Raw genomic sequence first — 6,501 nt, 5'->3', positions numbered from 1 at the left:
CATGATCACCCCTCGTGCTCATGCCACCCGCGCCGCCTCCCACAACCCGCAGCCGGCGAAGGTGACCTGCACCTGCAACCAGCGCGCGACGACGACGCACCCCGACGACTCCGGATCGGTGACACTGCCCGACCGATAGGGCTCGTCGACGTAGGAGGTATGCCGACCGCCCCGACGATTCCGGATACGCAGCCCGCCGAGGACGATCGATGCGGGCAGGTAGCACGCAACCGCAGCCCACGCATTGGCGATCCGCGCCAGATCGCGCCGCCACTGACTCGGCCGTAGCGAGGTTCGGCCGGCGTTCTGGAAGCTGTTGGCCCGTAGCCGCCGCCAGCAGTCCACCAGCCACGCCCGCGGTGCGGCGAACGAGATGGCCGCAGTGAGATCGGCGATGTCGCGGACGAACGAGTCGGCATCGGCGTTGCAGATCACATCGTCGGATGCCCCCACCCAGCGGATGGGCACATCCTCGGGAAGCCGCGGTCCCGGCCCCGCGACACCCCAGCCCGCGCAACCGTCGACGACGCCGGGCGGCTGATGGGGGTCGGCGACCAGACCGACCGCCAGCACCCCCGAGAGCGCCGGATCGCATACCGCGGACATCTCAGACAGCGCCGTTCGGATCACGACCGCTCCTTGCGAATAGCCGACCAGAACAAGCGGCTGCACACTCGCCCTGATCGCCGCCCGCAGGCGGTCCACCCCGATGGCGACGCTGTCGGTGAAGCTGATGCCGTCCAACCGGGGTGCCGGTCCATAGCTGGCCGGGTAGCCGATCCACCGAGTGACGAAGCGTTCGTCGAGTTCATCGGCGACCCGTGCCAACAAGCCACTGACCTCGTCGCGCCGGTCGTCGGCAGACGATTCACCGGTCCCGCCGACGAACAAGGCCAGCACGGATTGTTCGGCGAAGCCGGGATCCCCGACACCAAGGCGGGGCGCATCGCCCGCAACCGATACGACTGTGTTCATGCAGCCATGGTCGGCGCGGTGGATGAGAATCAGCGCGCGGGACGCTGAATGTTCACTGAGATCCCCACCTCATCGTCGGCCGGCAAAGGTTCGCAGCTCAGACGCGATAGGCGAATCCTGTAGTCGCCGAGCATGTTCGGAGCCGATCGACATCGACTCTCCGCCACTCCGACAGGGTGAGGAAAATCACGTAAGCAACATCACCCCAGGTCAGGTTGATATTGCGCGAGAAGTGCGGACACTGGAGTATGTAATTCAAGATTCACAAGGAAGTGATTTTCGTGTCCATCGCACGTCTTCGTGCCCGTTTCCTCCCCAACTCCAGCCGTCGCCTGTACGACGAGATCTGGCGCGTCGCAAGCGTATCGCAGCGCGACGAACTGCTGATCATGGCGCAGCGCGCCGAATCCTGATCTCCACCAACACTTTCGACGCAGCGCGGCCAGGCCAGGCACAAGAACCACCATTAATGGACAGAACCACCGGGCGAAACCCGGTGGTTCTGTCCATTAGTGGTGGTTCTACGTAAGACCGTGTGGCTCAGGCGTCTGCGCCGGGCACCGCGGGTGCTTCGCCGGTGCGCTCGTACTCGGCGAGGATGTCGATACGACGCTGGTGCCGTGCCTCATCCGACCACGGCGTGGACAGGAAGGCGTCGACGATCGCGAGCGCCTCCTCCTTGCTGTGCATACGGCCACCGATGCCGATGAGTTGTGCATTGTTGTGCTGGCGTGCCAGTTGCGCGGTCTCCACACTCCACGCGAGGGCGCAGCGTGCGCCGGGCACCTTGTTGGCCGCGATCTGCTCACCGTTGCCGCTGCCGCCGAGCACGATGCCCAGGCTGCCCGGATCGGCAACCGTCCGGCGGGCCGCGTCGATACAGAACGCGGGGTAATCGTCGAGGGCGTCGTATTCGTGGGCGCCGCAATCGACCACATCGTGGCCCGCGGCGGTCAAATGTTCGGAGATCTGGTTCTTGAGTTCGAAACCGGCATGGTCAGCACCGAGGTAGACACGCATGGCGCCACTATAGATTGGTCGAGTGGACGCTCTTTCGCCGATCCCCAATGTTCCCGGTGTGGCCGACGCACCCCGTGCGCTCCCCGGAGACCCCAACCGGACCTGGCTGCCGCCCGCCCGCTTCGCGCAGCGGCCGCGTCTGCACCCCTGGGAGATCCCGATGCTCGTCATCGTGATCCTGCTGACCGTGGTCGCATACGCCGTCGTCGTGCTGCTCGTGGCAGTCGGCAACATCTCCGAGCTCTTCCTGGGCATCCTCGCGTTCCCGTTCTTGCTGTACCTGATCCGCGGGCTCACCTACGCCACGCCGCGGGTGAACGGGGTTCAGATGACCCCCACCCAGTTCGGCGAGGGCTATCGCATGGTTGTCGAGGCGGCGGCACGATTCGGCCTGGAGTACGTTCCCGATGCCTACGTGGTTCTCGGGAACGGGCAGATCAACGCCTACGCCTCGGGCCACGGTTTCCGGCGCTTCGTGGTCGTCTACTCGGATCTGTTCGAGATCGGCGGCGCTGCCCGCGACCCGGATGCGCTGCAGTTCGTCATCGCGCACGAGGTCGGACACATCGCGGCCGGGCACACCTCCTACTGGCGACAACTGGCCACGATCGTCGGGATGAACATCCCCGTGCTCGGGTCGACGCTGTCGCGGGCCCAGGAGTACACCGCCGACAATCACGGCTACTACGCACAGCCCACCGGTGCCCCCGGCGCCATCGGCGTACTGTCGGCCGGCAAGTACATGCTCACCGCGGTCGACTTCGACCAGTTCGCCGATCGTGCCACCCACGAGCGCGGGTTCTTCACCTGGGCGGTCAATCTGATGTCCAGCCACCCGGTGCTGACCTGGCGAGCCGCGGCATTGCGTGACCGCACCCGCGGCGGCTCGATCCTGTTCCGGCCCCGACGCTTCGTCCGCGGCATCGGCAGTGGCAATGTCACCCCGGTGCCGCCACCACCGCACCCGGCCGCGGTCGCACCGGATTCACTCCCCAACGGCATGCAGATGCCGCCGGGTGCCTGACCCGGCGGCATCTGGCAGCTGGAGCACTCAGTCGAATTCAGGTGATTCGTGCCGGGTGCGCTTGAGCTCGAAGAAGTGCGGATACGACGCGAGGGCGACAGTCCCGTCCCACACCTTGCCGGCAACCTCGCCACGCGGGATGCGCGAGAGCACCGGGCCGAAGAAGGCGACCCCGTTCACGTGGATGGTGGGAGTGCCGACGTCGTCGCCGACCTTGTCCATACCCTCGTGGTGCGACTTCCGGATCGCATCGTCGAATTCGGTGGAGTCGGCCGCGGCCGCCAGTCCGGCGTCGAGCTCGAGAGCGGCCAGCGAGCCACTGATGACCTCGTCGAAGTCCTTGATCCCCTGATTGTGGATCCGGGTGCCGAACTCGGCGTAGAGCGGTGCCAGGATCTCGTCGCCGTGCTTGGCCGCGGCGGCCGCGATCACGCGCACCGGGCGCCAGCCCTTGGTCACCACATCGCGGTACTGCTCGGGGAGGTCCTTGTTCTCGTTGAGAACCGCGAGGCTCATGATGTGGAAGTTCACGTCGATCGGGCGGACCTGCTCGGCTTCGAGAATCCACCGCGAGGTGATCCAGCACCACGGACACAGCGGGTCGAACCAGAAGTCCACGCGATCTCGCTGTGCGGGTTCACGGGTGTCACTCATCGGGTGTCCTCTCGGTCGGCGTGGCCGGACAAGTCGTGTACCGGCACCTCTGTCGGCAACGTAGTCGGCGCCCGGAAGATTCCGTGTGTGCCGATCGCCCCGGACAATCCGTTCGACGATCCCGGCCACCGCGCGTATGCCTCGTTAAGCTGGCCTGGTGACTGCTCCGAACCTCACCAGAGACCAGGCTAAAGCACGCGCGGCGATCGTCGACGTGTCCACCTACTCCATCGAACTCGACCTCACCGACGGCAACGGTGCGCCCGGCGTCGACACCTTCCGATCGGTGACGACGGTGTCGTTCACCGCCACCGCCGGGGCCGACAGCTTCATCGATCTCGTTGCGCCGAAACTCGTGTCGGCAAATCTCAACGGCGTCGACCTGGACGTATCCGATTTCGACGAGTCGATCGGCATTCCGCTGCCGGGGCTCGCCGCCTCGAACACCCTCGTCGTCACCGCCGATTGCGCCTACTCCAACACGGGCGAGGGCCTGCATCGATTCGCCGATCCCAGCGACGATTCGGTGTACCTGTACTCCCAGTTCGAGACCGCCGACGCCAAGCGGATGTTCGCCTGTTTCGATCAGCCCGATCTCAAGGCCACCTACACGCTGACCGTCACCGCACCCGGCGACTGGAAGGTCATCTCCAACGCGGCGCTCGCCGACGGTGAGTCCGGTGCCGACGGCGTACACCGTTTCGCCGAGACGGCCCCGATGAGCACGTACCTGGTGGCCCTGATCGCCGGTCCGTACGCGCAGTGGACCGACGTCTACTCCGACGACCACGGCGACATCCCGCTGGGAATCTTCTGCCGTGCCTCGCTGGCCGAGTTCATGGATGCCGACCGGCTGTTCACCGAGACCAAACAGGGGTTTGCCTTCTACCACAAGAACTTCGGCATTCCCTACGCGTTCGGCAAGTACGATCAGCTCTTCGTCCCGGAGTTCAACGCGGGCGCGATGGAGAACGCGGGTGCGGTCACCTTCCTCGAGGATTACGTCTTCCGATCCCGAGTGACCAAGTATCTCTACGAGCGGCGCGCCGAGACCGTCCTGCACGAGATGGCGCATATGTGGTTCGGCGACCTGGTCACCATGAACTGGTGGGATGACCTGTGGCTCAACGAGTCCTTCGCCACCTTCGCCTCGGTGTTGTGCCAGGCGGAGGCGACCGAGTACAAGAATGCGTGGACCACCTTCGCCAATGTCGAGAAGTCGTGGGCCTACCGCCAGGATCAGCTACCCTCGACTCACCCGGTGGCCGCCGACATCCCCGACATCGCTGCCGTCGAGGTCAACTTCGACGGAATCACCTACGCCAAGGGTGCGTCGGTGCTCAAGCAACTGGTCGCCTACGTCGGACTCGAGGATTTCCTCGCCGGCCTGCGTGACTATTTCGCCGCGCACAGCTTCGGCAACGCGACCTTTGCCGATCTGCTTGCGGCGCTGGAGAAGTCGTCGGGACGCGACCTGTCAGACTGGGGTCGCCAGTGGTTGCGTACCACCGGCATCAACGTGATCCGTCCCGACTTCGACGTGGACGCGGACGGCAACTTCACCCGGTTCGCCGTGGTGCAGGACGGCGCCGCACCGGGTGCAGGCGAAACCCGGGTGCACCGGCTTCAGGTCGGCGTCTACGACGACAACGGTTCGGGACGACTGGAGCAGACCCACAGCGTCGAACTCGACGTGGAGGGTGAGCGCACCGATGTCCCGGCGCTCGTCGGCGTCAACCGCGGCGCCCTGGTGCTGCTCAACGACGGTGACCTCACCTACGCGTCGGTCCGGCTCGACGAGCAATCGCTGGCCACCGCAACCGCCCGCATCGGAGATATCTCCGACTCCATGCCACGCACCCTGGTGTGGTCGGCGGCGTGGGAGATGACCCGGCAGGCCGAGATGCGCGCCCGCGACTTCGTCGAGCTGGTGTCGCGCGGGATCGCCGCAGAATCCGAGATCGGTGTCGTGCAGCGCGTGCTGTTGCAGGCGAGCACCGCGCTGGAGGCCTACTCCGATCCCGACTGGGTGTCGAGCACCGGCCGACCGGCCTTCGCCGCGCGCCTGCTCGAACTGGCCCGCGGCGCCGAAGCCGGTTCGGATCATCAGCTGGCCTTCGTCAACAGCCTGCTCGCGGGCCGCCTCAACGACGATCAGGTCGGTACAGTCCGCGGACTGTACGACGGCGACGATCCGGCCACCCACGGCCTGCCCGGGCTCGCCGTCGACACTGATCTGCGTTGGAAACTGGTGCGCGCGCTGGCCACCGTCGGAGCGATCGACACCGACGCCGATCAGCCCGAGTCGACACCGGTCATCGACGCCGAGGCCGCTCGCGACAACACCGCCACCGGTAGTCGGCAGGCCGCGGCGGCCCGCGCCGCACGTCCGCTCGCCGCGGCCAAGGCACATGCCTGGTCACAGGCGGTGGACGAGGATTCACTGGCGAATATCTACACCCGCACGATGATCGAGGGATTCGCCCGGCCCGGGCAGGACGACCTGCTCGAACCGTATGTGGCGAAGTATTTCGCCGCGGTCGGCGACGTGTGGACCCGACGGTCCAGCGAGGTCGCACAAACCGTGGTGATCGGCCTCTACCCGAGCGGGGCGATGACCGAGGACGCCCTGGCGCAGGCGGACGCTTTCCTGGCCGATGATCACCCGCCGGCTCTGAAGCGTCTGATCTCGGAAGGACGGGACGCGGTGGCTCGCTCTCTGCGGGCACGGATCAACGACCGCGGCTGATCGCCCGACACCGCAACGACGACGAGAAGGGGGGGCCCCCCCCCCCGGGGGGGGGGCGGGGGGGGGGGGTGGGGGGGTG

General features: G+C 66.4%; 6 protein-coding genes. 3 read left to right on the top strand and 3 right to left on the bottom strand.

What is annotated here, in order from left to right; translation table 11 throughout:
- Positions 1–18: 18 nt before the first annotated feature.
- A complete protein-coding gene (locus tag QSJ18_RS19970; protein ID WP_286328407.1) occupies positions 19–975 on the bottom strand; it encodes a PE-PPE domain-containing protein in 957 nt (318 codons plus the stop codon).
- Positions 976–1,256: 281 nt separating this feature from the next.
- Here QSJ18_RS19970 and QSJ18_RS19965 point away from each other — a divergent pair, with 281 nt between their 5' ends.
- Complete coding sequence (locus QSJ18_RS19965) at positions 1,257–1,388, top strand: hypothetical protein (protein WP_286328406.1); 132 nt, start codon at positions 1,257–1,259, stop codon at positions 1,386–1,388.
- A gap of 127 nt (positions 1,389–1,515) precedes the next feature.
- On the opposite strand, the gene QSJ18_RS19960 is transcribed toward QSJ18_RS19965, so the two are convergent.
- The gene (locus tag QSJ18_RS19960) at positions 1,516–1,995 is read right to left on the bottom strand and encodes a ribose-5-phosphate isomerase (RefSeq protein ID WP_286328405.1); all 480 of its coding nucleotides are present in this window, start codon (positions 1,993–1,995) and stop codon (positions 1,516–1,518) included.
- A gap of 22 nt (positions 1,996–2,017) precedes the next feature.
- Between QSJ18_RS19960 and QSJ18_RS19955 the strand changes: the two genes are divergently transcribed.
- Positions 2,018–3,019: a M48 family metallopeptidase gene (locus QSJ18_RS19955; protein WP_286328404.1), complete on the top strand. Its 1,002-nt coding sequence runs from the start codon at positions 2,018–2,020 to the stop codon at positions 3,017–3,019.
- Between the two features lie 27 nt (positions 3,020–3,046).
- Here the strand turns inward: QSJ18_RS19955 and QSJ18_RS19950 are convergent, their stop codons facing one another.
- A complete protein-coding gene (locus QSJ18_RS19950) occupies positions 3,047–3,673 on the bottom strand; it encodes a DsbA family protein (protein WP_286328403.1) in 627 nt (208 codons plus the stop codon).
- Between the two features lie 157 nt (positions 3,674–3,830).
- On the opposite strand from QSJ18_RS19950, the gene pepN reads away from it, so the two are divergent.
- Positions 3,831–6,422: an aminopeptidase N gene (gene pepN, locus QSJ18_RS19945; protein ID WP_286328402.1), complete on the top strand. Its 2,592-nt coding sequence runs from the start codon at positions 3,831–3,833 to the stop codon at positions 6,420–6,422.
- Positions 6,423–6,501: the final 79 nt, after the last annotated feature.

Origin of the sequence: Gordonia heveisoli, from assembly GCF_030315745.1 — a bacterium.
Classification (GTDB): domain Bacteria; phylum Actinomycetota; class Actinomycetes; order Mycobacteriales; family Mycobacteriaceae; genus Gordonia.
The sequence above is the reverse complement of the archived record's forward strand: the minus strand, read 5'-3'. Positions and strand labels throughout refer to the sequence as shown.